Source organism: Niallia sp. WK069_GA_01 (assembly GCF_983173855.1).
Genome location: NZ_OZ470138.1, coordinates 4,451,840 through 4,476,911, shown reverse-complemented (window position 1 = coordinate 4,476,911; position 25,072 = coordinate 4,451,840). Strand labels below are relative to the sequence as shown.

The 25,072-nt window shown below is 35.0% G+C and carries 25 protein-coding genes, 1 pseudogene and 1 riboswitch; of the genes and pseudogenes, 21 read left to right on the top strand and 5 right to left on the bottom strand.

Translation table 11 applies throughout. The features are described from left to right. The first annotated feature begins 452 nt into the window (after positions 1–452). The 17 genes and pseudogenes from AC5LWL_RS20920 (at position 453) to AC5LWL_RS20840 (ending at position 16,699) form a co-directional block, all read left to right on the top strand. The gene (locus AC5LWL_RS20920; RefSeq protein ID WP_493436104.1) at positions 453–683 is read left to right on the top strand and encodes a hypothetical protein; all 231 of its coding nucleotides are present in this window, start codon (positions 453–455) and stop codon (positions 681–683) included. Positions 684–743: 60 nt separating this feature from the next. Next, positions 744–1,873, top strand: a pseudogene (locus tag AC5LWL_RS20915) (GerAB/ArcD/ProY family transporter). A gap of 36 nt (positions 1,874–1,909) precedes the next feature. Further along, a complete protein-coding gene (locus AC5LWL_RS20910) occupies positions 1,910–3,028 on the top strand; it encodes a GerAB/ArcD/ProY family transporter (protein ID WP_493436103.1) in 1,119 nt (372 codons plus the stop codon). Next, on the top strand, positions 3,025–4,617 hold the full coding sequence (locus AC5LWL_RS20905; protein ID WP_493436102.1) for a spore germination protein: 1,593 nt from the start codon (positions 3,025–3,027) through the stop codon (positions 4,615–4,617). The genes AC5LWL_RS20910 and AC5LWL_RS20905 overlap by 4 nt, the downstream gene beginning before the upstream one ends. After that, on the top strand, positions 4,614–5,810 hold the full coding sequence (locus AC5LWL_RS20900) for a Ger(x)C family spore germination protein (protein WP_493436101.1): 1,197 nt from the start codon (positions 4,614–4,616) through the stop codon (positions 5,808–5,810). The genes AC5LWL_RS20905 and AC5LWL_RS20900 overlap by 4 nt, the downstream gene beginning before the upstream one ends. Positions 5,811–5,861: 51 nt before the next feature. Next, positions 5,862–5,971: riboswitch (TPP riboswitch) on the top strand. A gap of 154 nt (positions 5,972–6,125) precedes the next feature. After that, complete coding sequence (locus AC5LWL_RS20895; protein WP_493436100.1) at positions 6,126–6,737, top strand: thiamine phosphate synthase; 612 nt, start codon at positions 6,126–6,128, stop codon at positions 6,735–6,737. Next, on the top strand, positions 6,721–7,827 hold the full coding sequence (gene thiO / locus AC5LWL_RS20890) for a glycine oxidase ThiO (RefSeq protein WP_493436099.1): 1,107 nt from the start codon (positions 6,721–6,723) through the stop codon (positions 7,825–7,827). Before AC5LWL_RS20895 ends, thiO begins: the two co-directional genes overlap by 17 nt. Positions 7,828–7,839: 12 nt before the next feature. Then, entirely contained in the window at positions 7,840–8,043 is a 204-nt protein-coding gene (gene thiS / locus AC5LWL_RS20885) for a sulfur carrier protein ThiS (protein WP_493436098.1), read from the top strand. 1 nt (position 8,044) lies between these two features. Continuing rightward, a complete protein-coding gene (locus AC5LWL_RS20880) occupies positions 8,045–8,812 on the top strand; it encodes a thiazole synthase (protein ID WP_493436097.1) in 768 nt (255 codons plus the stop codon). Then, positions 8,809–9,816, top strand: a complete 1,008-nt coding sequence (locus AC5LWL_RS20875) for a ThiF family adenylyltransferase (RefSeq protein WP_493436096.1) — start codon at positions 8,809–8,811, stop codon at positions 9,814–9,816. The genes AC5LWL_RS20880 and AC5LWL_RS20875 overlap by 4 nt, the downstream gene beginning before the upstream one ends. 977 nt (positions 9,817–10,793) lie before the next feature. Continuing rightward, positions 10,794–11,138: a lmo0954 family membrane protein gene (locus AC5LWL_RS20870; protein WP_493436095.1), complete on the top strand. Its 345-nt coding sequence runs from the start codon at positions 10,794–10,796 to the stop codon at positions 11,136–11,138. A 20-nt stretch (positions 11,139–11,158) separates the two neighbouring features. Beyond that, complete coding sequence (locus tag AC5LWL_RS20865) at positions 11,159–11,794, top strand: PspA/IM30 family protein (RefSeq protein WP_493436094.1); 636 nt, start codon at positions 11,159–11,161, stop codon at positions 11,792–11,794. 214 nt (positions 11,795–12,008) lie between these two features. Continuing rightward, positions 12,009–12,737: a cell wall-active antibiotics response protein LiaF gene (liaF, locus tag AC5LWL_RS20860; RefSeq protein WP_493436093.1), complete on the top strand. Its 729-nt coding sequence runs from the start codon at positions 12,009–12,011 to the stop codon at positions 12,735–12,737. Beyond that, positions 12,734–13,774, top strand: coding sequence for a sensor histidine kinase (locus AC5LWL_RS20855; protein ID WP_493436092.1), 1,041 nt, complete (start codon positions 12,734–12,736; stop codon positions 13,772–13,774). The genes liaF and AC5LWL_RS20855 overlap by 4 nt, the downstream gene beginning before the upstream one ends. Beyond that, complete coding sequence (locus AC5LWL_RS20850; protein ID WP_493436091.1) at positions 13,775–14,407, top strand: response regulator; 633 nt, start codon at positions 13,775–13,777, stop codon at positions 14,405–14,407. It abuts the gene before it with no gap. Positions 14,408–14,717: 310 nt separating this feature from the next. After that, positions 14,718–16,043 carry a polysaccharide biosynthesis protein gene (locus AC5LWL_RS20845; RefSeq protein ID WP_493436090.1) on the top strand — a complete coding sequence of 442 codons (1,326 nt, stop codon included), beginning with the start codon at positions 14,718–14,720 and terminating at the stop codon, positions 16,041–16,043. A gap of 104 nt (positions 16,044–16,147) precedes the next feature. Continuing rightward, entirely contained in the window at positions 16,148–16,699 is a 552-nt protein-coding gene (locus AC5LWL_RS20840) for an RNA polymerase sigma factor (protein ID WP_493436089.1), read from the top strand. 112 nt (positions 16,700–16,811) lie between these two features. On the opposite strand, the gene AC5LWL_RS20835 is transcribed toward AC5LWL_RS20840, so the two are convergent. Continuing rightward, complete coding sequence (locus AC5LWL_RS20835; protein WP_493436088.1) at positions 16,812–17,063, bottom strand: YbyB family protein; 252 nt, start codon at positions 17,061–17,063, stop codon at positions 16,812–16,814. 152 nt (positions 17,064–17,215) lie between these two features. Here AC5LWL_RS20835 and AC5LWL_RS20830 point away from each other — a divergent pair, with 152 nt between their 5' ends. Both AC5LWL_RS20830 and AC5LWL_RS20825 read left to right on the top strand, forming a co-directional pair. Continuing rightward, positions 17,216–18,151 (top strand): magnesium transporter CorA family protein, encoded by a 936-nt coding sequence (locus AC5LWL_RS20830; protein ID WP_493436087.1) that lies wholly within the window; start codon positions 17,216–17,218, stop codon positions 18,149–18,151. 271 nt (positions 18,152–18,422) lie between these two features. After that, the gene (locus AC5LWL_RS20825; protein WP_493436086.1) at positions 18,423–18,932 is read left to right on the top strand and encodes an acyl-CoA thioesterase; all 510 of its coding nucleotides are present in this window, start codon (positions 18,423–18,425) and stop codon (positions 18,930–18,932) included. Positions 18,933–19,394: 462 nt separating this feature from the next. Here the strand turns inward: AC5LWL_RS20825 and AC5LWL_RS20820 are convergent, their stop codons facing one another. Next, positions 19,395–20,303 carry a DMT family transporter gene (locus tag AC5LWL_RS20820; RefSeq protein ID WP_493436085.1) on the bottom strand — a complete coding sequence of 303 codons (909 nt, stop codon included), beginning with the start codon at positions 20,301–20,303 and terminating at the stop codon, positions 19,395–19,397. Positions 20,304–20,413: 110 nt separating this feature from the next. On the opposite strand from AC5LWL_RS20820, the gene AC5LWL_RS20815 reads away from it, so the two are divergent. Further along, positions 20,414–21,826: an aminotransferase-like domain-containing protein gene (locus AC5LWL_RS20815; protein ID WP_493436084.1), complete on the top strand. Its 1,413-nt coding sequence runs from the start codon at positions 20,414–20,416 to the stop codon at positions 21,824–21,826. Between the two features lie 87 nt (positions 21,827–21,913). On the opposite strand, the gene AC5LWL_RS20810 is transcribed toward AC5LWL_RS20815, so the two are convergent. From AC5LWL_RS20810 to AC5LWL_RS20800, 3 genes are all read right to left on the bottom strand, one after another. After that, positions 21,914–22,552, bottom strand: a complete 639-nt coding sequence (locus tag AC5LWL_RS20810; RefSeq protein ID WP_493436083.1) for a Bax inhibitor-1/YccA family protein — start codon at positions 22,550–22,552, stop codon at positions 21,914–21,916. Between the two features lie 72 nt (positions 22,553–22,624). After that, on the bottom strand, positions 22,625–23,014 hold the full coding sequence (mscL, locus tag AC5LWL_RS20805; protein WP_493436082.1) for a large conductance mechanosensitive channel protein MscL: 390 nt from the start codon (positions 23,012–23,014) through the stop codon (positions 22,625–22,627). A gap of 246 nt (positions 23,015–23,260) precedes the next feature. Next, entirely contained in the window at positions 23,261–23,533 is a 273-nt protein-coding gene (locus AC5LWL_RS20800) for an acylphosphatase (protein WP_493436081.1), read from the bottom strand. 269 nt (positions 23,534–23,802) lie between these two features. Between AC5LWL_RS20800 and AC5LWL_RS20795 the strand changes: the two genes are divergently transcribed. Next, on the top strand, positions 23,803–24,915 hold the full coding sequence (locus AC5LWL_RS20795) for a DUF4309 domain-containing protein (RefSeq protein WP_493436080.1): 1,113 nt from the start codon (positions 23,803–23,805) through the stop codon (positions 24,913–24,915). Positions 24,916–25,072 lie beyond the last annotated feature (157 nt).

Genomic DNA, 25,072 nt, shown 5'->3' with positions numbered 1-25,072 from the left:
GCGTTCAAAACGGGGGATAAAAAGGCCCAATGGACGTGAGCGTTTTTAGTTGAAGATTCTCTAGTTAAATACGTAGAAGCGAAAGATGAGCTAACAAATTTTTGAACAACCTCTATAAGGTAAAGGCTCCTTGAAGGAATCTTGTTCTTGTTAAAGAAGAACAAGGTTTTTCAAGGGGCTTTTTCTATTGGAATTTTTATAAATTAGGGTTTAGCTTGACCATATTGATAAATGTTGATGCTTAATTTAGTAAATAGTTAGTTCACAAGAAGTAAGTGTTAACTAGCTTGCCTTGCCCATGGTTTCATTCAATTCGTTTCATCTCTTCATTGGAAAAGAGATTACTGGCTGTTGGCTGAAAAGGGAAATTTATCTTTATAAAGAAAGATAGCATAATATTGGACAAATTTCACATGATAATAACAGAAGATGAAAGAGTAGGAGAACATGGAATGGTTACATTTGCGTATGTGTTAATAATAGGACTAATGAGCATTCTCACCGTTGTTTTAGATATGTTTGTTTTCCATGCAGGACTGAAAAAATGTGTGGCAAACATTTATAACGCAGAAATTGGTGCAGGAGCCTTGACGATTGTTCTAGCAGCTTTATTAGGCTTTGTCTGGTCTATTGTTGTTGATTTTCGAATGAAAAAAAATAAAACTAAATCAAACCCACAATAAGATTTTAAAAAACACGCGTTGCGAAATACGTCTTATAAAAGAGAGGTATCGTTTAAACGAATGCTAAAAGAAAACATTTCATTAAGCCAGCTTGCTGCATTGATTTTTAATTTTTATATAGGAAGCGCAATTGCGATAGGGTTAGGACTGCAAGCAAAAGAAGACGCATGGATTGTTATTTTAATCTCCTTAGCTATCGGGTTGATTCTTTCTTTATTTTATTACTACATAGGATCATTATTGCCAGGAAAAAATTTGTATCAAATATTCGAATATTGTTTTAAACGTCCAATAGCAATTTTCATTAGTATGGTATATATTGTTTTTTTTTTTATTTTGCTTGTCGAGTGATAAGGGATTTTGGCGAGTTAATATCGTCAGCAGTGCTTCCGCTAACCCCTGTGGAATTTACCGTTTTAACAATGACATTGTTGATAGGGTATATTTTGTACTTAGGGATAGAAGTATTAGGGAGAACATCAGAAATTTTCACCCCTTATGCTGTGGGATTTATTTTTTTACTTTTTCTCTTTCTCTATGTGAATAAAAATATTGATTGGACGAATATAAAACCGATTTTAGGAGAAGGAATGGGTCCCTTATGGAAGGATATTTTTCCCTATGGAATTGATCGTCCGTATGGACAGTTAATTGTTTTTCTTTGTATTTTTTGCAATGTAACAAATGATAAATACAGCAAAAAAGTTGTTATATTCAGCGTGCTTAGTTCAGGATTTATCTTATTAATATCCTCTGTCTTAATGATATTATCTTTAGGGCAAAATATTGCCTTGCGTTCTAATTTTCCGTTATTAAGTGTTGCTAGGCTTGTGTCTATCGGAGAATTCATACAAAGGATTGATGCCATAGTCGTTTTTACTATGATGTTAGGGTCATTAGTAAAAAGCAGTATTTTTATTTATGGGGGATTAAAAGGGTTAGAATATATTTTTAAAATACCTTTTCGTTATTTTTCTATTCCTATTTGTTGTGTGATCTCCATGTTTTCCATCTTTATTAGCCGGAATTTTTCAGACCATATGGAGGAAGGATTATTAGTAATTCCCTTCCTATTACATTTACCGCTACAATTTATTTTCCCTATTCTTATTGTTGTGGTTATTCTGGTAAAACGTTGGAAAACGAAAAAAGTAAAACATAAAAATATGTCGTCAAAAGAGGAAATGTAACGGGTTTACTAAAATGATTTAAGGTGTTGAAAAGCGATGTTAACGGAAAAGCTATCTTTAAGTCAGTTATTGACACTTATTATTAACTTTCTGCTCGGCAGTGCGATTGTAATAGGTGTTGGTTTAGAAGCAAAACGGGATGCATGGATTGTAGTGATAATTGGAATGTTCATTGGGTTGATTGTAATATCTTTTTATTATTATATCTTATCTCTATTGCCTGGAAAGAACCTGTTTGAGTTATTTGAATACTGTTTTAAACGTTCTATAGCCGTTGGGCTGACCAGTGTATACATCATTTATTTTTTTTATATCTCCTGTCGTGTAATAAGGGATTTTGGCGAATTGATTGCTTCAGCTATCCTTCCGTACACACCCATTGAAGTAACGATTTTTACTTTAATGCTTTTGATTGGCTATATTCTTTATATGGGAATTGAAGTATTGGGAAGGACATCAGAAATATTTACACCATATACCTTTGCTTTTATGCTGCTGATTTTTTTATTTTTATATGCAGGTGGAAATATTGAATTATTTAATATTCAGCCAGTATTGGCAGGTGATTTGAAGCGAGTTGTCCAAGCGGTTGTTCCTTCCATTTTTGTCTTTCCATATGGAGAACTAATTGCTTTTACGGTGATTTTATCCAATATCACCAACTTTAAATATAGCAAAAGAATATGTTTGCTGGGGGTTGTGATAGCAAGTTTTCTATTAATGGCTTCCGTTTTTCTCAGTATTGTTGCTTTAGGAGAAAATACAGCAATCCGCTCTAACTTTCCTTTATTAAGTGCAGCTAGACTTGTAAGTATAGGTGAATTTATTGAGAGAATAGATGCACTTGTTGTATTTATGATGATGCTAGGCATACTAATTAAAAGCTCCGTTTTTTTGTACGGAGGATTGAAAGGGTTAGAATATATTTTTAAAATACCTTTTCGTTATTTTTCTATTCCATGTGCTTGCATTATAAGTATGTTTTCTGTTTTTATTTCTGTTGATTTTTCAGATCATATAAAGGAAGGATTGTATGTTACTAAATTTTTATTGCATTTGCCATTAGAGTATGGAATACCAGTTTTAGTGTTAGGCACACTATTATTTAAAAAATGGAAGAAGGGCAGAAAACAAAATAGGGAGGTGAATATATGAATTATTTAAAAAAACTGCTTGCTATAAATAATAAAAAGCAGATTCCTTCATATACAGAGCCAACAAAAGTAAAACATATCGAGTTAACAAAGCTCTCTTTTCACGAATTAAAGTCCGAGTTATTTAATTGTTTTGGAAATACAGCTGATTTACAAGTAGATGAAGTAATGATTGGTAAAAGTGAGGCGATGATTGTTTATCTTGAGACAGTTGTTAACACGGATCTATTAAAGGAAATGCTGGGGAAGACATTAGAAAGCCCAGTTGAAAATAATAGGGTTATTGCAAATGTGGAAGATTTAGAGGCACTGAGCAAAAGGAGTTTTGGAGTATCGGGATATGAGTTACTGAAAACTGTTGATGATATTGTATCTGGTGTTTTAGATGGCCGGATTATTATTGCTTTTCGAGGAATACCAGAAGTATTAAGCTTAAGCTTTATCAATAGTGAAGGCCGTTCTGTAACGGAACCTTCCACTCAAACAGTTGTAAGAGGGCCAAAAGATGCCTTTGTGGAAGATGTATCTACAAACATTAATTTAATTCGAAAAAGAATAAAAAATCATAATTTGCGTTTTGAAAAATATATGATTGGAAATGAATCGCGCACAACGATTTTTATTAGTTATATGCACGGTATTGTTAATGAAAAAATATTGGAGGAGGTTCGCAGCAGAATAAAAAAAATAAATATATCAGCTATTTTTGAATCTGCGAATATAGAAGAACTAATTGCTGATAAAAGTGCAACAGTATTTCCACTTGCAATGAATACAGAGCGTCCGGATTCTGTGGCATCAAGTCTTATGGATGCAAAGATAGCTATCATTATTGATGGAACGCCATTTGTATTAATTGTTCCGGCTGTATTAACGGATTTTTTTACTTCTGCTGAAGATTATTATCAAAATTATTTTATGAGTAGTTTTGTCCGCATGATTCGTTATTTGTCTTTTATGATTGGATTATTGATGCCATCTGCTTATGTGGGAATTCTAACTTTTCATCCTGAATTAATGCCAACAACATTGTTATTAAGTGTTATTGCGCAACGGGAATCGGTGCCGTTTCCAGCTGTGGTAGAAGTATTTATTATGGAAATTACATTTGAAATTTTACGAGAAGCTGGAGTTCGTATGCCTCGGGCTGTTGGGCAGACAGTTTCGATAGTTGGTGCACTAGTTATTGGGCAGGCAGCTGCAGAAGCAGGAATCATTTCCAATATAATGGTTATTATCGTAGCAATAACAGCGATAGCGAATTTTGTATTTCCGAATTACAGCTTTGCAAACGCCTCCCGTTTAATTCGATTCATTCTTATTATTGTTGCTTCTATTTTAGGATTATATGGGGTATTGCTTGTATTAGTATTTATGGTGGCTCATTTAAGTTCATTGCGTTCCTTTGGTGTTCCTTATTTAGCACCAGTAGCCCCTTTTATTATAGAAGATCAAAAGGATGTTTTTGTTCGTTTTCCTGTATGGTCTGTCAATAAGCGCCCAGCCTACTTAAGCCCGAATGAAAGTGAGAAGCAGAAAAATGATAGCTCCCCTTCTCCACCAAAAATAAAAGGCGGGGGAAAAAGTTGAAAAAATTATGTCTCCTCTTCTTTATAATTAGTGTTTGTTTTCTTTTATCAGGCTGCTGGGATCGAAAAGAATTATCAGAGGTACAGCTTGTATCAGGAATGGCCGTTGATCTTGGTGATAATGCAAAATATAAAGTAACAATAGAAGCATTGAATGCGGTAGAGCTAACGAGTCAAACTTCTCAGGGGAATGCGCCTTCTATTGTAGAAGGGATTGAAGGGGATTCTATATCAGAAATTACCCATCAATTTAATCAGTACCTTGCCCAGACCCCGATTTATTCACATATGAAGCTTTTAGTTATTAGTGAGGATGTTGCTAAGTTAGGGTTAATGGAATTTATTGATTACTTGGAAAGAAATAGAGAGTTAAGAGATGATTTCAAAATAATTATCGTTAGAGACCAGAAAGCGGAAGATGTATTGAAAATAACGTATCCTTTTAAGAAAGCTTCCTCACTAAAGATTTCTCCACAAATTGATAATATATTATCAGAATGGGGTGGTGATCCTAATGTGAGAATTAACGACTTCATTTCGGATTTAACACTAGAAGGAAAAGAACCAGTTCTGGAAACCGTAAAAATCAAAGGGGATAGCAAGAAGGGGGGAAGTATGGACAATCTAACTAAGGTTACCCCAGATAGTGTTGTCGAATTGGATTCATTAGCTGTTTTTAAAAATCAGAAGCTCCAAGGTTTTTTGCCACTTGAAGATATAAGAAGTTACTTATTGATTAATAATTATCTCAAGCAAACAACAGTTACTGTGAACTGTAACAGCAAGGATAACGAGTATAGTTCTGTTCGGGTGACACAAACGAATACAGATGTTCAGGTGAAATGGAAAGAAGGAAGACCAGTTATTAGAGTGAATATTAAAGCAGAAGGCTACTTAGAAGCAACACAATGCTATAAATCAATTACGAATATTAAAACCTATTTCTTATATGAAAAGTTAGTTAACAAAACAGTATCTAAACAAGTTGAAAAGACAATAAAAAAGGTTCAAGAGGAGTATCAGTCAGATATATTTGGTTTTGGTGAAATGATGAGGCGGCAAGATTATGACCAATTTATTAAAGTGAAAGCGGATTGGAATGAGCATTTTGCAGAGGCGAAAGTAGATGTTAATTGTGAAATAACATTAAGACGATCTGGCATTCGAACTAAAAGCTTTTTATCGGATACTTAATTTGATTAATTTTTATCTTATGATAGAATAGTAATTAATTAAATGAATGATGATTGACACTAGGGGATCCCTTGATAAGGGCTGAGAATAAAGTAGCTACTTTTAAACCCTCAAAACCTGAACAGGCTCGTACCTGCGTAGGAAAGTGGAAAATTGTATTTTTTGTGCTTATTCTATTGTAGGCTCTTTTTATGCGAATTTTTAAACCACTTTCCTGAACAGGAGAGTGGTTTTTTGCGTTGCCAAGCTATTAAAACAAAGAAAAATCAGTGAATGTAAAAGGGCAATTCTAGATGGAAAGGATGGGATTTTTGATTGAAGCTTATTGCTGTTACCGACAATCAGCATTCTATTGATGAACTCGCATGCAAAATATTGAAAATTCACACTTTTGTAGATTACATACATATTAGAGAAAAATCAAAACCTGCACGGGATGTGTTTATGCTGTGCGTTCGATTATTACAACAAGGTGTGGATAAAAAAAAGCTAGTTATAAATGATCGTTTAGATGTTGCTTCCTTGTTAAGTATAGATAATGTACATTTGCCGGGAAGTGGATTGCCGGTTAAAGAAGTGAAAAATTTTTTTCCGGAAAAGACGATCGGTACTTCTGTTCACAGCATAGAGGAAGCTATTCAAGCAAATAGAGATGGAGCGGATTATATTTTATATGGGCATTGCTTTAAAACGAACAGCAAAAAGGGAAAGCCGCCAATCGCTATTGAATCTATTGAAAAAATAAAGCGAGAATTATCCATTCCATTATTTGTGATTGGAGGAATCACAGAAGAAAGGGTGGAGGTCGTACATCAGTATGGTGCAGATGGAATCGCTGTAATGTCGACCATTTTTTCCTCAGCCGATCCTTTGGAAGAAGTAAAAAAGCTTCAAGAGAGGTGTAAACAATATGAAACGAAACTATGAAGTAGCCGTTATCGGTGGAGGAATAATCGGGTGCTCCATTGCTTATTTTTTAGCAAAGGAAAAAATCGATGTTGCTGTGTTCGAAGCCCAAGAAATAGGCGGGAAATCTACAAGTGCAGCAGCCGGTATGCTTGGAGCACATTCTGAATTTAAAGAATTTGAATCATTATACCCTTTTGTTAGAAGCAGTCAATTGCTGTATAAAGAACTTGCGAATGAAATTCAAATGTGCTGTGGAATTGATATGGAACGCAAGGAAGGAGGGATATTGAAATTAGTTTTTTCAGAAGAAGAAAAACAAGCGCTTCAACAAGTTCTCGCTCATTCAGCAGTTAACTGGCTGCCAGCTGCTGAGGTGTTAAAAAAAGTACCTGTGACAAATTCCATTATTGGTGCCGCACATTTAAAAGAGGATGTTCATATAACACCAGCTATTGCATGCAATGGACTAAGCAAAACAGCCCAATATTATGGAGCATCTATTTTTGAATATACAGAGGTTGCAGACATAAAAAAACGAGGTGATCATTACGTTATTCACACAGCAAAGGGTGAGTTTCAAGCCAATTATGTTGTGGTGGCCAGTGGCGTTTGGAGTAATCGTTTTTTTCAGCAATTAGGGTTAACTAATCAGGTTATACCAGTCAAGGGTGAATGCTTGGCGGTCATTAATGAAGGAAAACCACTGGATCATACGCTTTTTTATAAACAAAATTATATGGTGCAAAGAAATAATAATAAGCTTGTTATTGGAGCAACACAAAAATGGAATGATTGGGATGCAAGACCGACAATTGGCGGGATAGAAGAAATCATTCAAAAAGCGAAGGAAATAATGCCGAGCATAACGGAAATGAAAATGGAATCCTATTGGGCAGGTTTTAGACCGATGACCTTTGATGGATATCCTTTTATTGGAGCCCATCCAGAAGATGACAATCTCTTTTTTGCAACGGGGCATCAGCGAAATGGCATACTAATGGCTCCTGCTACAGGAAAGCTGATTAAAGATCTGATTGTCGGCAATCAAGTAGAAGAAACATGGTTAAAGGCCTTTCAAGTAGATAGAAGAAACAAAATCTCTGTATAGGGAGGTGGAAAAGTGACAATCAACTTAAACGGAAAATCAGTAATACTGCCAGTAGGAGTGGAAACGCTCGCTGATTTACTAGTTTTATATGAATTGCAAAATAGAATTGTAGTAGTGGAATTAAATAAAGAGATTATATTAAAAGATCAGTACACTGTATCCCGTCTTTCGGAGGGCGATTCAGTGGAGCTGATACATTTTGTAGGAGGCGGATAATATGTTAACCATTGCGAATAAAGAATTTAAATCGAGATTACTATTAGGGACGGGGAAATATCCATCATTTGATATTCAGAAAAAAGCAGTAGATGTCTCTGGTGCAGAGATCTTAACATTTGCTGTTAGAAGAATGAATATTTTTGAAGAATCCCAGCCTAACTTTTTAGAACAACTGGACTTATCCCGTTATACCTTGCTGCCTAATACTGCAGGAGCGAAAACGGCGGAAGAAGCAGTGCGAATTGCAAAGTTGGCAAAAGCTTCTGGTTTATGCGATATGATTAAAGTGGAAGTAATCGGCTGTGATAAATCATTGTTGCCAGATCCAGTTGAGACATTAAAAGCCTCTGAGATGCTGCTTGAAGAAGGGTTCATTGTGTTGCCATATACGTCTGATGATGTAGTGCTGGCAAAACGATTAGAAGATTTGGGTGTGCATGCAATCATGCCTGGTGCGTCGCCAATTGGATCAGGAAAAGGGATTATCAATTCTTTAAACTTACAATTTATTATCGAGCAATCCTCTGTTCCTGTGATTGTAGATGCTGGAATTGGGTCTCCAAAAGATGCTGCCTATGCAATGGAGCTTGGTGCAGATGGAGTGCTTCTTAATACAGCAGTATCAGGAGCGACGGATCCAATTAAAATGGCTTATGCAATGAAGCTGGCAATTGAAGCAGGACAGTTAGGGTTTGAAGCTGGAAGAATAGAGGAGAAAAATTATGGGGTGGCAAGCAGCCCTGCATTTGGAATGGTGAAATCTTGACTAACCGTTATTTGAAACAAAAATTATTCCTAGGAAAAATAGGGCAAAGCAAAATAGAAAATAGTCATGCCATTATAATGGGAGCTGGTGCGCTTGGGTCCTCAACAGCAGAAATGCTTGTACGAGCAGGCATTGGAAAGCTTACAATTGTTGATCGGGATTATGTGGAATGGAGTAATCTGCAAAGGCAGCAGTTGTATACAGAAGAAGATGCCAAAAGGAAAATACCAAAAGCAGCTGCAGCCAAAACAAGGCTGGAGTCACTAAACAGCGAAATAACCATAAATAGTGTGGTAGCAGATATAAATGCTGCAAATGTAGAAGAATTCATAAAGAATGCTTCCATTATTATTGATGCTACTGATAATTTTGAAACAAGATTAATCATTAATGATGCAGCAGTAAAGCAGAATATACCCTTTGTATTTGGTGCGTGTGTTGCAAGCTATGGGCTGACATATTCCGTTCAACCCTACAAGACTCCTTGCTTACACTGTTTAATAGAGCATCTTCCTGGACAGACGGTAACATGCGATACGGTGGGAGTAATTAGCCCTATTGTTCAATTAGTTGCTGCTTTTCAAGTAACCCAGTCTTTTAAAATCCTTACTGGGGAAGAAGTAGACTCAATCCTTTATTCCTTTGACATTTGGAACATGGAAAAATCTGAAATTAATGTAAGGAAACTTAAAAATGATAACTGTCCTAGTTGCGGAAAAAATGCGGTTTATCCTTATTTATCGATGGAGGGTCATACAAAAACAGATGTGCTGTGCGGAAGGGATGCCATTCATATCCGGCCAGGTATTTCCCGCACTCTTGATTTACAGCATTTATCTAATATGTGGAAGGACATGGTTGAACATTTAACGGTAAACCAATATTTGTTGGCATGTCAGTATGAAGACCATCGAGTCGTTCTCTTTAAAGATGGTCGGGCAATTATTCATGGTACTGATGATCGTACAAGGGCTAGGGTTATTTATAATAGGTTGATAGGATAGCTGTATACACTCTGGTTGGTTATTCTTGTATAACAGGTTGCTCTATAAAGACAGTTTGAACTTTAATTAGGAAAAATGAAAGATTAGATAATTTGTATATCGTTTTCGTTTCTTTCCCCGCTCTTGCAGCGGGGTTTTTGTTTTATATTGGCATACGTTAGGGTGAGTTTAGCTACTTAATAAAATTTTTCAAGGCTACTCTGAAAAAAGGATTCCGCAGGTGGAATACACTTCGCTTTCCTGTGGGCGAGTGCCGAGCCGCTTCGTCGCTACGCTCCTGCAGGGTCTCGTCTTTCTCGCTTTCCCACGGGAGTCTTCGTGTATTCCACCTGCTCTATGCTTCAAACTTAGTTCATAAAAAAGTAGGAAGCAGTTTCTTTTCATGCGCCATGGTATCAATTTATTTGCATGGGTGTTTACCCTGAAAATTGATGCTCTCTCAATGTGTCCGCAGCCGGAATACACTTCGCTTTCCATGGGGCGGGCGGTGAGCCTCCTCGGAGTAAACTCCTGCGGGGTCTCGCCTGTCCCGCTAATTCCATAGGAGTCTTCGTGTATTCCGGCTGCTTCCTGCTTATAAATTTAAAAAATCTGCTGCTATGGTGCAAACTTGTTTGCATGGGTTTCTACCTTGAAAAGTGATGCGCTTTCAATGAGTCTGCAGTCAGAATACACTTCGCTTTCGATGGGGCGTGCGCCGAGTCTTCTCGTTCACTGCAGGGTCTCGTCTGTCTCGCAATTTCCACAGGAGTCTTCGTGTATTCTGACTGCTTCCTGCTTATATAACTTAAAAAATCTGCTTCTTTTCATGTGCTATGGTGTGGAATTTTTTTGTATGGGTGTCTGTCTGCGCTTTTATTCTTAAATTAGGAGTAGATAAAGCTAAGACTATAGTCGTAGAGCAAAATCAAGCTGGAGCACGTTATGAAAAAGCTGGGATGCAGGTAACATAGTAGATAAGAAAGGAGCGATAACAAATGAAAAAGTTTGGATTATTTATGATAGGGGCTGCTGCGGCAATTATTTTATTGTCACAGTTAGGTCCACTAATTGGATTAGTTATAAGTGCAGCAATTCTTTACCTGGTTTTTAAACAGTTTGTCAAAAGCAGTACAACATTAGAAAAGGTATTGTGGGGAATTGCAGGCATCGTTATGTTAGGGATTACTGCCAGCCATTTACCAGCCATTTTAGGTTTGGCAGCAGCTTATATTTTATATTTGGTTTTTAAAAAATGGAATAAACCTACAGTGAAAAGCAAGAAAGAAAATGACCCATTTCAAAATTTTGAAAAGCAATGGTCAGATTTAAATAAAAATTAATCGGAAGAGGGAGAAAATTTATGACGAATTTATTAAAAAGAATTAAAAATACCGTTTTAGCAGATATCAATGAAGTGTTAGATAAAAAGGAGAATAAAAATCCAATTGGTCTTCTTAATCAATATTTAAGAGAGTGTGAAAAGGAAACGGAGAAAGTAAAAAAATTAGTAGAGCGTCAATATAAATTAAAGGAAGAGTTTACGAAGGAACTGCATACAGCTGAAGAGATGGCAGCGAAAAGAACACAACAAGCAGCTGTTGCGGAAAAAGCTGGAGAAGAAGAATTGCTGCAATTTGCTCTATTAGAGAAGAATCATTATGAAGAGCGCAGTGAACGTTTAAAAGAATCTGTAAAAATCACGGAAAAACAAGTAACAGAATTAGAGGCTAAGTATATAGAGATGGTGCATAAACTAAAGGATATGAATATTCGCCGTTTGGAAATGATGGGCAAAGAAAATATTACCCATGCTCATTCCACGATAGATAAAGTACTGGATGAAAAAGGGATAAAAGAAGAGGCTAAGACTTCCTTTGAAGAGATTGAAAAGTATATTGATTCATTAGAACAAAAAATTAATACATCTTATTATCAGCATACAATTGACGCGAAAATAGCGAGCCTTGAAAAAGACATGCAGAAAGAAAAGATATAAGTTCAGATTATCTCTAGCCTTTTGAAAAAAAGATTATTCTATTTCTTTATCAAAAAATGGTATTCTAAAAAGGTGCAGATTAAGTGCACCTTTTTAGATAATGAAAAGAGCTGTTTTTGGATAGCAGAAGAGTAAGTGTTTCGATCACTCTGAATGGGTAGAAAATATTCTATTTATTCAGAGGGATCGAATGATATCGAAAGGAGGAACGCCATTGTTTGATCGACTAAAAGATAATTATGCAAACTGGGTAATGGTCATCGGAGGATTTCTCCTGCTTTTAGAAGTATTTGTGTTTAATCCAGGGATTATTTTTTCTCTCCTTGTTTCTGTAGGGATGATGTATTTTGCTAAGCAAGGGAAAAACAAAAGGGTTGGAAAGCTTCTTTTCTGGGCTGGACTGTTACTATTGCTTGTGAGTATTTTGAATATGGTAACGGTTAAATTTTTATTAGGAAGTGTGCTGCTTTATTATGCCATCCAGCTTTTTCAAAAGAATAAAGAGGGAGAAACAATAAAACCGATTATTAAAGAGAAAAAGGAAGAGAAAGAAGAATTATTGATAAAACAGCCCTTTTTTCAAAATACTTTTTTTCAGCGGAATGAAACACCAGATCATGTTTATGAGTGGAATGATATAAATATTCAGGCTGGAATTGGAGAAACGGTGATTGATTTAAGCTATACTGTACTGCCAAAGGGAGAAACAGTTATCTTTATACGAAATATTATAGGCAACGTAAAAATATATGTACCATATGATATGGATGCAAGCATCAATCATTCTATTTTGTTTGGCTCCTATAATATTTTTGGTGAACAAGATAGCAATGTGATTAATAAAAATATTCACATGCGAAATGCCACATTTGATATGGCAGAAACACGAATAAAGATTTTCACCAGCTTTATTGCAGGAAGCTTAGAGGTGAAAAGAATATGAGCATTATTCAGAGACAAATTGTTTGGGGCATTTGTTCTTCACTAGTCTTTTTTGCTTTTTTCTCTGCGGCATATATAATTATTTTTCCTCCAAATGATTGGATACTCTTATGGGAACGAGAAGTAATGGGAATTCCCTTTTTATTATTTATATCAAGTGTTGCCATAATGATGGGCATTTTGTTTGGAATATTGTCAGGACTATCTTGGAAAAAACAAATGAGTGAGCTGGAAAGTGTATTGGATGATATGGAAAAACAAGAGTATGTACCTACGCAAAATCAGCCGTATTATGAAGAAGTAAATATAGTCGCGAAAAAACTGAAAAGCCTACAGAGCCAGTTAATGGAACAAACGAAATTAACGCAAAAACTTGTCATTGAACACGCAGAAGATCAAGAAATAAGGGTGCAGACGATTATTGAGGAAGAAAGAAATAGGCTGGCAAGAGAATTACATGATTCGGTAAGTCAACAATTATTTGCGGCTTCCATGCTACTGTCGGCAATAAATGAAACAAGGCCACTGTCAGATGATCGTGAGACAAAGCAATTAAAATTAGTAGAAGAGACGATTCATCAATCCCAATTGGAAATGAGGGCTCTTTTATTGCATTTAAGGCCAGTAGCATTAAAAGGAAAAACATTAAAAGAAGGCGTCATTGAGCTGTTAACGGAATTACTGCAAAAAGTGACGATGGAAATATCATGGAAACTAGAAGATTTGAATTTAGATAAAGGCATAGAAGATCATTTATTTCGGATTTTACAAGAATCCGTTTCTAATACATTGCGTCATGCAAAAGCAAATACGTTAGAAGTGCAGTTGATTCAAAGAGAAGGGTTTATTATTTTGAGAGTGTTGGATGATGGTATTGGCTTTGATGTAGAATCAAGCAAGACTGGATCATATGGTTTGCAAAATATGCAGGAAAGAGCAGCAGAACTTGGCGGGAAATTAAAGATTATAAGCCTTAAGGAAAAAGGAACCCGTTTGGAAGTGAAATTGCCTTTGCTGCAAGTCCGGGGGGAACAATAATTGATAAGAGTATTATTTGTAGATGATCATGAAATGGTAAGAATAGGGGTGTCGTCCTATCTTTCTGCACAGCCGGATATTGATGTCATAGCAGAAGCAGACAATGGAAAAACGGGTGTTTCTTTAGCACTTGAACTTCGCCCTGATATTATCTTGATGGATTTAGTCATGAAGGAAATGGATGGAATTGAAGCGACAAAGGAAATTATAAGCAGCTGGCCAGAAGCAAAAATAATCATAGTAACAAGCTTTTTAGATGATGAAAAAGTTTATCCGGCTCTTGAGGCAGGAGCAACCAGCTACATGCTGAAAACGTCTAAAGCAAGTGAAATTGCCAATGCAGTACGTGAGACCTTTCATGGACGAATCGTGCTGGAGCCAGAGGTAACAGATAAAATGATGCTTAAAATGCGTGGAAAAACAAAGCAGCCTTTGCATGAAGAGTTAACGGCAAGGGAAATGGAAATTCTATTATTAATGGCAGAAGGAAAAAGCAATCAGGAGATAGCAGATAAACTTTTTATTGCGATTAAAACGGTTAAAACACATGTAAGCAATATTTTAAGTAAACTTCAAGTGCAAGATAGAACACAAGCAGTTATTTATGCTTTTAAGCATTCTCTTGTTGATTAACAAAATGACGGGTGTTTTTTGTTGTTTGAAGTGTGGTCGTATAAACCGCAGTCCGCTTTGTTTTTCACGAGCGAGTCTTATGCTCATTTGCTTCTAATGTAAGTCTTTCCTTATACAAGCCTTGCATGAGGGGCTTTTTTTGTTTAGTAGAAGTAGTTAATCAAACGTTTGATTAACTACTTCTCTTTGTCTATCTAAAAATATAAATATATTTTTAGAACTTGTCTCATATAGATGGTAAAAAGCGAATGAAAAACTGGTCTCTTTTTACAAAATATATGTGGAAAAGGGATAGACGAAGGAGAAATCGATGAGCTCATTTTATAAAGGAACTTTTTTGTTGATTGTAACGGCATTTTTTGGTGAGTGCATTGAATTTTTAATTAATATGGTCATGGCAAGAGAGTTAGGGGAAAAGGGATTAGGGTTATTTATGACTGTGTTGCCAACGATTTTTTTAATTGTTTTATTAGCAAGCTTTGAATTGCCTATTTCTATTTCCAAATTTATTGCGGAAAGAGACGCGAAATATCATCAAAGCATGCTGCAGCAGGTCATAAAATGGACCATTATTTTTACGATTGTTTTAACGATTATTGCAGCTATCGTGATTCCGTTAGTTCCGATATTCCAATCCTATCATCCTATTTTGAGATGGCTAGTTTTATTGCTGTTGCCAATTATCTCTTTCACGAGTATTGCAAGAGGATTCTTTATGGGAAAGCAACAAATGGGGAAAATTGCAGTTTCTAATTTTCTGCGAAAAATTGTTCAGTTGGGCATGTTAGTATTTTTATTTCAATGGTTTTCCTTTGATTTAAATACCTCTGTATTGATTGCCTTTTGTACGATTGTCGGCAGTGATATTGTTGTATTTCTTTACTTAATGCATATGTTTTTTATTCAATACCAACGTATCAAAAAAGGAACGAACGAAGAACTGGGAGCGAAGGTTATTTGGAAAGACTTGCTTTCGGTTTCTGTACCAACAACTGGTTTAAGAATATTTCATGCATTAACACATGCCATCCAGCCATTTTTAATAAAAGGAGCACTTGTCGCATCAGGGATTTCAGCAGCTAATGCAACCGAACAGTTTGGGATGTTGGCTGGAATTGCTTTGACAATTGGTTTTTTCCCTTCTTTTATTGCTCATTCTTTCATGACCATGCTTATCCCAACTGTATCAAAAGCATATGCCAACAAAAATTATCAGAAGCTGCAGAAGCTTTTACAGCAGGTTGTGTTTATTACCATTGTTTACGGTGTAATAGCGATAAGTATTTTTTATTTTTATGCAGAGCCATTAACGTTTACTTTTTTTCATTCATCTAACGCGGCCGTTATGGTGCAATTATTATGGCCATATTTTTTATTACACTATTTTATCATTCCAATGCAAGCTTTTCTAATAGGGTTTGGTTTATTAAAAGATGCTGTATTTCATACGGTTTGGTCCACAGTAATTTCTTATACGGCCATCTATTATCTGGGATCATTAAGTCAGCTGCAAATGGGCGGTATAGCGATTGGTATGAACTTAGGTGCAGTCATTTTGGCGTTATTACATTATATGACCATTTGCAAAAAAATTGGTTTTTCCGTTTGGCTGAACCCCGTTAATCGAGTGCAGTAGATTTTCTTATTTATATTATAAATTTTTGAAAAAAGTGTAGGGGTTTTAGGAGCGGGGTTCGTTTATTATATAAAGACTTGTAAACAAGGGGAAGGAGGGGAAGGATGATCCCCCTACAGAATATTGAAAAAATGAAAGAAATTTATTTTGAACAAGCAATTAATGAATACGGAAAATCTATTTTCCATTATATTTTTTCCTTAGTAAAGCATAAAGAATTAGCAGAGGATCTTTATCAAGAAGTATTAATTTCTGCTTATATTGCCTTTCCTTCTTTTGAAGAATATGAAAAAGTAAGAGGCTGGTTATATAAAATTGCCCTTAATAAATGTAGAGATTATTGGCGAAAAGAAAAGAAGGCGAAGAAGTTTTGGGAAGAGTCTGTCTATATGTATGTGCATGTTAATGATTCTTCAGTTTCTATAGCTCCTGAAGAATCCATGATGGAACAATGTGCAAAAGAAGAAATGATCGGTACATTAGATGAATTACCGAAGATGTATTCGGAGCCACTTATGTTGTTTTATTATCATAATCAATCATTAGTGGAAATAAGCTATAAAACACAAACGCCCCTATCCACTGTAAAAACAAGAATGAAACGGGCAAAAGATAAATTAAAGCCAAAAATGGCAAATAAATTAGTCACTGTTTAGAAAAGAATAGATTTCGTTATATAAATAACGAAAAACTTGATTGCCACTAGACCCTACCTGTTTTCTTTACATGAGGGTAGAGTCTACAGGACAATTATTTTCTATTTATCTATCACTGTTCTTCTGTTTTTTTATTATAGTAGGAAACGGAATACATAGCCCCTTCATTTACCATATTATTATCACCAATATCCTCTGGATCTGGGTTTCCTGCTTTATTAAGTAAATGTTCTTTATCAGCAGATAAAAAAGTGTTTTTTATCAGTTGCATGAGTTCTTTACCTTTTGTGGAGAAAATAAATAAACTGCCAATTCCAGCACCTACTAAAGCGAAAGTTCGAACAGAACCTTTTTTCATATGCATAACTATTTCCCTCCTTAAATAGATAACCTCCTTTATTATTTACCCAAAATATTTTGAAAGAAACTAGGCATAATGATGGGGTTTTAGTTGTTTGTACTGACTGCTGAAGGGGAATACTAAGTATAGAAAGAAAATATGCAGGGGTGAACTTTGTGCAAAAATACGATATAAATGATTGGGAATGGTTTCTGCTAAAAGAGCAGGAAGAGATCGATTTAATACACTCAAAATATATGAATCCGATAAGAACCTGGAGCCGAACAATAAAGGAGAAAAATAAAAATTATTTGCAAATGAAGACAGAGAATGAAGGAAAAGAGGTTCTAAGCGGCTCCCTTATTTATCATCGAGAAATAGATAGTAGGGAAGATTACGAGCTTTTTCACTTTTTCTTAACGAACGAGTGTTTAATTACCTTAGATTTTAAAGATGACACTCTTCATCTAAATAGACATATGGATATCCACCATGAAATAAAGCGGGCTTCCTCACCAATAGAAGGATTTATGATTATTTTAGGTTCGGTTATGACAGAGATTTTGTATCATATTGATGCATATGAAGATCGGCTGGATGAACTAATCTGGGAGGTTAAAGAGAATAATAGTATTAAAACACTAGAAAAAGTCTACCAGTCTCGACACGAAATCTTAATTTGGAAAAATGTCATGATGCCATTTTTAGAGCTTAAGTTTGCGATGGAAGAAGCATTTGGAGAAAGTGTATTAGAGGGAAAAGAATTTAAAAGAATTGGAAAAAGAATTGAAAGAGGATTAACCTTAGTAGAAGAATATGATAAGGAATTAACTAATTTGGTTCATTTTGAAGAAGTAGTATCTCAGCACCGAGGAAATGAAATAATGAAAACACTCACTGTACTGACAACGTTATGCACGCCAATTATGGCATGGGGAGCATTATGGGGCATGAATTTTGATAGGATGCCTGAGCTAAAATGGAAATTAGGATATCCTTTTTCTCTTTTCATTATCGTCTTTTCTACCATCATCGTTTATTTGTATTTAAAATCAAAAGGATGGATGGGAGATTTATTAAAAGCGAAAAAAAGAAATTCTTTTTTTCGGTAATTAAGGGTAGAATTTTTTGCTTTTAAATCGTAGCATTCATACTTCGCTGAGATCCGAGTCTCCTAATCTCGCTTATCCCGCGTTCCCATATAAGTCTAAGTGCTATGCCAACATCCAATAATAAACATTTAGATAACAACCTTAATTTATGACATATACAAGATAGACGCATCTTCTATTCTTAACATATAATAATGGAGCAAGTATGATACTTGTTTTTTATTGGAACAATAGATTAATACCACTCCATTATGAAGGCTAAGGAGGAAATATGAAAACGTCTAAACATTGTAAAGAATCACTTGTTATTAAAACAAGTATAGTATTTCCAACAGATACAAATACGTATGGAACATTATTTGGCGGGAAATTAATGGCTTATATTGATGATACGGCTGCTGTTGCAGCAATGCGTCATGCCCGAAGAAATATCGTAACTGCTTCAACTGATTCCGTCGATTTTCTCCATCCGATTTACGAAGGGAATTCAGTCTGCTTAGAAGCGTTTGTTACTTATACAGGTACTTCATCCATGGAAGTATTTGTGAAAGTTACAGCTGAAGATTTATTAACAGGAGAATGTAATCTATGTGCCTTGTCCTTTTTAACAATGGTTGCAATTGATGAGAACGGAAAGCCAACAAACGTCCCGGAAGTTATTCCAGAGACAGAAGAAGAAATTAGATTATATGAAACAGCTGAAAATCGGGCTGAAGGGCGTAAAAAAAGAAGAAAAGAAACAGTAGAATTAGCCAATCGGTATAAAACACCAAAAAACTAATCTATGCTACACTTTATGGTCGATTCACCTCGTGAAAACCGCTAACTACCAAGCCTATTCTCGGGAACAGCCATCCATGGCACAAGGAAAGAAGTAGTTTTCCTAAGTTTTTATTAGTTGAAGCAGGGAGCAGCCGAAATACACGAAAACTCCTATGGGAATTGCGAGACAGGTTGATCCCGCAGAGCAAAGCTCCGAGGAGGCTAAAAACAGTAGCCCCATGGAAAACGAAGTGTATAACGGCTGCGGACTAATTGAGCGAGCCAAAGCCACAAAAACAAGCTACATCTTAGCACAGCATTTTGGCACTTATTCTGGAAAAATGACAAATACTTCGTTTTTAGCAGAAAATCCTGCCGCTTCATCCTGTCGAATAAATAATTATTTTCCAGGAAATGATAAGATTTTTAATTTCCTAGAAAATAATTGTCTGAATTTGAAGATAAGGAAAAGTTGTCGACCTTATTTGACAGATAACACTTTCTTTCTGGCCAAACCTGTAATCTTCGGTAAATTAATCAATAGTAGGCTTGCAAGAATAAAAAATGCCCCAATCAGCATAATTGGATGGAAAAATTCATGATAAAAAAAACGACCAATGGATAATGCAATAATAGGTGAGACATAAAGCCAAGTAGATGGAATAAATGAATTAGTTTTCGCTACAAGATAATAATAAATAGTATGCCCGAGCATAGAGCCAGCAATGGTTAAATAAATGATTGAAATAATACCCTTTGTCGAAAAAGCAGGAATACTTTCATTGGCAAATAACGCAATAATGATTAAAAATATACCACCATAAATCATCTGAACAGCATTTAAAGCAATTGGCGATTGCGACTGGAATTTCGCTATTACTTTAGTGGAATAGATCGTTCCAGCAGCATACCCTATTTCCCCGAAAAGAATAATTGTACAACCAACAAACCATTGTGTACTAACCTCAAATGTTAAACCTGGTAAAAATAAAAATAAGACCCCAATGAAGCCGATAAAAATACCAATCATACTTATTTTCGTTGTACGCGTTTTTAAAAAGATACTCTGTAGAAGCATAATGAGCATAGGTCCTGTAGCAGAAAGAATGGCAGCAATGCCAGAAGTTACATATTGCTCTGCCCAATAGAGAGAAGCAAACGTAATAAAGGTTAAGGAAAAACCTGTCACAATTAATTCTTTGCGAAATAATAAAGATAAGATGCTGCGGTTTTTTATATAAAAATAAAAAAAGATAATACATCCCGCCAATAAAAAACGAATACCAGCAGAAAGAAACGGTGGAAATCCAGCGTCAATTCCTACCTTAATGGCCAAAAAGGTTGTTCCAAAAATAAAACACATAACACTATACAAAAAAATAATCATCATAACCCCTCCTATTAGCTATATTACGGTAGAATAAACAGACCAGATGATTAGCCATAGACCAGATGACCGATTAATTGATGGATAATAAAGATGGAGGGAGGCAGAGGGAAATGCCAAATTCGACAAAAATGCTTCTTTATCATCAAGTGTTTGATTATGTAGTGCAGCGAATACATAATGGCGAGTGGGATGCTGGAAGCAAATTACCGTCTGTACGGATTCTTGCAGATTCATTAGGAGTGCATAGATTGACGGTTCTCAAAGCTTTTCAGTTATTAAAAGAAGAGGGATATGTTTCTGTAAAAGATAAATCGGGATATTTTGTGACAAACACAAATAAGAAAAGAGAAGAGAGTGCTAGTGATTTAAATCAACCGAAAATACACTCCTATGTACAAAATAGCCAATTATCAGATATTCATAGTGAAACGGTTAAGTATATGTTTTCTACCGCTTTAATCGACCCGAAGTTATTGCCAAATAGATATTTATCACAGCATGTAAAGGAAATATTTGATCGTTATCCTCATTTATTAGGAACTTACGCACCAGTAAAAGGAGATGCTGAATTGTTACATTCGATGTCCACCTATTTTTATCGTTATTATGGTTTTGATATTCCAGAAGAATCTATTATGGTTACAACTGGTGCACAGCAGGGAATCGATATTGTCGCAAAAGTATTTGTTCAGTCACATGATTATGTAATGATCGATAGTCCTACCTATAGTGCTGCGGTTGATATTTTTTTGAATAGAGGAGCGAGGCTTTTACCAGTTGACATACGTCACAATGGCTTTTCATTGGAAACGGTAGAAATGCTAATGAGAAAATATAAACCGAAATTATTTTATATGAACCCTACATTCCACAATCCAACAGGATATTCGGTACCTGTAGAACAGCGAAAACAATTAGTAGAACTTGCTGAAAGGTATCAATGCTTAATAATAGAGGATGACTCCTTTCATGAAATTTATTTTTATAAACGACCACCACAGCCAGTTTTTACGTATGATACAGCAGGATATGTTATCTACTTAAGAAGTTTTAGCAAATATATTGCTCCTGGATTAAGAATTTGTGCCGTTTTAGCACATCCTATTATTATGAAATGGTTAGTAAAGGGAAAAGCGTTGGCTGATAATGGAACCCCTTTATTAAACCAAAAGGCTTTTCTCTATTATTTAACATCGGAAAGAGTGCAGACACATATGGAAAAGCTTCGTATTGCCTTGCAAATAAGAAAAGAAATGATGGAGAATGAGCTAGCGGCACAAAACTTTAGTTGGGACAGCCCGGAAGGTGGACTTAATTTATGGATAAAACTTCCACAAGAAATCGACATGGAGCATTTCAAACAACAAGCATTACAAAAGTCGATATCCTTTGTCCCAGGGAAGATTTGTGATCCATTAGAAACGAATATACCTTATATACGATTAAGCTACTCGTTTCTAAACGAGAAGGAAATTAAAGAGGGAATGCGTTTATTTTTGCAAGTGTATGGAGCACTAAGTTAGGCAGTCTATGGCTTTAATTAGAGTAAAAAAAAGCTGCCTATTAATCAAATGACGAATAGGCAGCTTCTATGTTCTCTCGTTCTAGCTTTAATCTTTGCTTGATAAAATACCAAAGATACGAAGAATGCTAATAAATAGGTTAATGAAATTTAAATATAAATTTAAAGCCATTAATGGAACTTGTTCTGCTGAAACACCATGATGCTTCATGCGATTGAAATCAAAGATAACAAAACCGCTGAATACTAAAACCCCGATAAAGGAAAATGCAAGCATTGCGGTAGAACTTAATGGCCAAATTAAATGAAAAATCGAAATGGCAACTAGCGCAAGCAATGCAGCCATGAGCATGCCGCCTAAAAAAGAAAAGTCACGTTTAGTAGTAGTTGCATAAACCGCTAATCCGGCAAATATGACGGTCGTTGTTCCCAATGCCATTATCACGATATTTGCTCCAATTGCAGAAACATAATGAGCGACTATTGGATACGTTGTAATACCTGATATAAAAGTGAATGCGTACAAAAATGTGTATGATAATGATTTACCTTTTCTTACAAAAAATGCAATAATCAGCATGACAAATTCCAAAATAGCTAACGGTAAAAATAAGGATGCTGGGATGTAATTCCCTAGCATTGTTCCAACAAAAGCGATTCCCAGTGAAACAGCAAAGGCTCTTAAAACAGATGGCATTTGTTCATTTTTTGTACTATATGCGTACATTTCTTTTCCTCCATTATAAAGTTACTTTAAAGGATTTACGTGACAAGGATAAAATAGTTTCATTTTTATCTATTATTTTTCGCGTACAACATCGCCTTTTAATAAATCACGAATTTCCATAAGAAGTTCTTCTTTTGAGTCCGTTTTCTTTGTTTCTTCTTTTTTGACTTCTTCTTTTTTCTTAAATCTGCTTAGTACTTTAATTACCATAAAAATGGAAAAAGCGATAATGAAGAAATCGAAAATCGACTGGATAAATAGTCCATACATGATATCAGCTTCTTTATAGTTAAAGGAAAGGTTAGAGAAATCTAATCCTCCAATAAGAATGCCAATTAGCGGTGTAATAACATCTTTTACTAGAGAACTGACGATTTTACTGAAGGCACTTCCAATGATGACCCCAACAGCTAAATCGACTACATTTCCTCTCATGGCAAATTTTTTAAATTCATTCCACATACTACAGTCCTCCTAAAATGTATCTAAGTTGAATTACTGCTTGTTTTCTTATCATGAAAATAAAAATAATGAGCAATTCATCTTTTCTGTAAAATTTTATATTGATTTATATAGTAACAATAGTAAAAAAAATAGTAAACCCATTCCTAATGTTTATAAAGGAACATAATGATTCATGTTGTTTTTATATACTCTTCTTTTTGATAACTAATGCGGAAGGAAAGAGAATAAACATAATAAAGGAAGCTAGTACACAATATTAAAGGAAGAAAATGATTCTAAAGGCTGTTGTTCTGTTAGATCTATTTGATGAACAGCCGCAAAGTGATTGCCTTTTTTCAAATCTTCTATAAAGGTAGTCAAAATTTGTTTAGATTGAACAGCCATTATTTCTACAGAACCGTTGTTTAAATTTTTTACCCAGCCTGTAATATGCTTGGAGAGTGCCTCCATCTGAACAAAATAACGAAAACCAACGCCTTGTACTCTACCAGAAACAAGAATATGATATTGAACCATGTAGTTACCTCCTTTAAACAAGCTAAAAGTAATGGAATAGGAATGTGTATCTATTAAAATAGTATCGTTCTAGAAATGAATAACGCAAGTAAAAAGGGTTGTATTTTCAAAAGAAAAATGAATTAATTCTCCCTATCTTTAAGCAAATTAGGTTGATATAAGAAGAATTGGAAAAAGCTAGATTTGTAGTACGAGGTTCCTTTTGTTACTATTATTAAATAGTTAGTAACATGAAAGTAATAAAACTGTAAAATTATCAGGAGAATATAATGAAACCTTATATATATATATGTTTAGTAGTATTGGGCTTAACGGTCATGATTATAAATACGATTAATAAAAATGAGAAGCAAAAAGATTTAGAAATTAATAAAGTTAGTAAACAAACAGAAGAAAAAAGAGATGTAAATTGGGTGAGAGAAAATGCCCTTTACGAATGGGATTTAAAAGAAGGCAATAAAGAGTATGCAGCTTATTTAGTTGCAGATCAAGAGAAAAAGTATACATTAAAAGAAGCCAATACACTCGGCAATGAAGAGGATCCTATTTTAGAAGGAAAATTTTCTTTCTATTTGGCAAATGAAAAAGACAATGTATTTGCTTATAAACAAACAGTTGAGATGGAAGATTATTTTGTTTTTAATTTAATGAATAAAAACAATGATACATTTTATGTGAATAAGCACACAATAGCTGCGATTCTACAACAAACAGCTCCAGATGAAACAAGGCTGTATATGTATACGATAAAGAACGGAAAATTAATGTATATTAAGGAATCGGGTTTATCTATTTATAAAAATAGGATAAAAAATATTGAACAAAATTATTTGCAAACTGTTACCGAAAGAGATAAAAAAGTATTTGAGATTACGACATGGATATTGAACGCGAAAGAGATGAACTTAGAAATGCTAGACAATACGATTGTGCAAGATAATAGAGCGATAGAAAACTGGGTGGAAAAAGAGGCTTATTATCCCTTTAAAAATTTATCGATAGGATCTTCTGTAATGAGCAAAGCCAAAGAGGGGATGCTGATTGGCAGTCAATATCCTATCGGAACAACTAGTAATGAAATCAAAAAATCAAATGAAAATTATATACAAAAAGAAGTAGATAAAGACACGATTGCTTTAATATTTCCAGAAGTAACGTACCATTATGATAAAAATAACGAACTCGTTACAGCAATTGAAATTCCAGGTACCCGATTGAAAGAGACAATGGATAATGTGAGAGAAGCTTTGGGAGAACCAGATCTTATTGTTAACAAGAAGGATAAAGGAGCAATAGCCACCTATCATGCAGGAAAATATGAGCTAAAAATGGATATTAATCATGCAGAATTGATCGAAACAGTCGAATTAAGAAAAAAATAGGTCGATATTTTAAAAAAGAACACTCTTGCTTATAGTGATTCACAACATGGTACATGAAATGAAGCAGATTTCCCTCTTTTTAGAAGGAGCAGCCGTAATACACGAAGACTCCTATGGGAATTGCGGGACAGGCGAGACCCCGCAGGAGCAAAGCTCC

What these genes read in the sequence shown, in the direction of transcription:
- AC5LWL_RS20920 (WP_493436104.1), top strand. Translation starts at nt 453, where the DNA reads ATGGTTACATTTGCGTATGTGTTAATAATAGGACTAATGAGCATTCTC.
- AC5LWL_RS20910 (WP_493436103.1), top strand. Translation starts at nt 1,910, where the DNA reads ATGTTAACGGAAAAGCTATCTTTAAGTCAGTTATTGACACTTATTATT.
- AC5LWL_RS20905 (WP_493436102.1), top strand. Translation starts at nt 3,025, where the DNA reads ATGAATTATTTAAAAAAACTGCTTGCTATAAATAATAAAAAGCAGATT.
- thiO (WP_493436099.1), top strand. Translation starts at nt 6,721, where the DNA reads ATGAAACGAAACTATGAAGTAGCCGTTATCGGTGGAGGAATAATCGGG.
- AC5LWL_RS20880 (WP_493436097.1), top strand. Translation starts at nt 8,045, where the DNA reads ATGTTAACCATTGCGAATAAAGAATTTAAATCGAGATTACTATTAGGG.
- AC5LWL_RS20870 (WP_493436095.1), top strand. Translation starts at nt 10,794, where the DNA reads ATGAAAAAGTTTGGATTATTTATGATAGGGGCTGCTGCGGCAATTATT.
- AC5LWL_RS20865 (WP_493436094.1), top strand. Translation starts at nt 11,159, where the DNA reads ATGACGAATTTATTAAAAAGAATTAAAAATACCGTTTTAGCAGATATC.
- AC5LWL_RS20855 (WP_493436092.1), top strand. Translation starts at nt 12,734, where the DNA reads ATGAGCATTATTCAGAGACAAATTGTTTGGGGCATTTGTTCTTCACTA.
- AC5LWL_RS20845 (WP_493436090.1), top strand. Translation starts at nt 14,718, where the DNA reads ATGAGCTCATTTTATAAAGGAACTTTTTTGTTGATTGTAACGGCATTT.
- AC5LWL_RS20840 (WP_493436089.1), top strand. Translation starts at nt 16,148, where the DNA reads ATGATCCCCCTACAGAATATTGAAAAAATGAAAGAAATTTATTTTGAA.
- AC5LWL_RS20835 (WP_493436088.1), bottom strand. Translation starts at nt 17,063, where the DNA reads ATGCATATGAAAAAAGGTTCTGTTCGAACTTTCGCTTTAGTAGGTGCT.
- AC5LWL_RS20825 (WP_493436086.1), top strand. Translation starts at nt 18,423, where the DNA reads ATGAAAACGTCTAAACATTGTAAAGAATCACTTGTTATTAAAACAAGT.
- AC5LWL_RS20820 (WP_493436085.1), bottom strand. Translation starts at nt 20,303, where the DNA reads ATGATGATTATTTTTTTGTATAGTGTTATGTGTTTTATTTTTGGAACA.
- AC5LWL_RS20815 (WP_493436084.1), top strand. Translation starts at nt 20,414, where the DNA reads ATGCCAAATTCGACAAAAATGCTTCTTTATCATCAAGTGTTTGATTAT.
- AC5LWL_RS20810 (WP_493436083.1), bottom strand. Translation starts at nt 22,552, where the DNA reads ATGTACGCATATAGTACAAAAAATGAACAAATGCCATCTGTTTTAAGA.
- mscL (WP_493436082.1), bottom strand. Translation starts at nt 23,014, where the DNA reads ATGTGGAATGAATTTAAAAAATTTGCCATGAGAGGAAATGTAGTCGAT.
- AC5LWL_RS20800 (WP_493436081.1), bottom strand. Translation starts at nt 23,533, where the DNA reads ATGGTTCAATATCATATTCTTGTTTCTGGTAGAGTACAAGGCGTTGGT.
- AC5LWL_RS20795 (WP_493436080.1), top strand. Translation starts at nt 23,803, where the DNA reads ATGAAACCTTATATATATATATGTTTAGTAGTATTGGGCTTAACGGTC.